The organism is Nocardia sp. TBRC8007, from assembly GCF_056629435.1.
Genome location: NZ_JBWSOR010000268.1, coordinates 1 through 208, shown reverse-complemented (window position 1 = coordinate 208; position 208 = coordinate 1). Strand labels below are relative to the sequence as shown.

Annotated in this window: 1 protein-coding gene; it reads right to left on the bottom strand. The window is 71.6% G+C overall.

Annotated features, from left to right (window positions below):
• Positions 1-208: condensation domain-containing protein (locus ACX4ZE_RS23605; protein WP_480275672.1), on the bottom strand; the 208-nt coding region annotated here is incomplete at both ends.

Here is a 208-nt window from a genome sequence, read left to right as displayed (position 1 = left end):
CATCGACACCGTCGCGTCCTGCCGCCGCGCCAGCCGCTGCAGCAACACCCGGGTCTCGGCATCGATCACCACCGCCACACTGTCGCCGCGATAGCTCGCCACCCGCGGCCGCGGCCGGTCGGTCGGCAACGACAGCTGCGCGGGCAACCCGGCCAGTTCGTCCCGCCAATACGCCAACTGCCGCGACACCACACTGTCGGGATCGGTG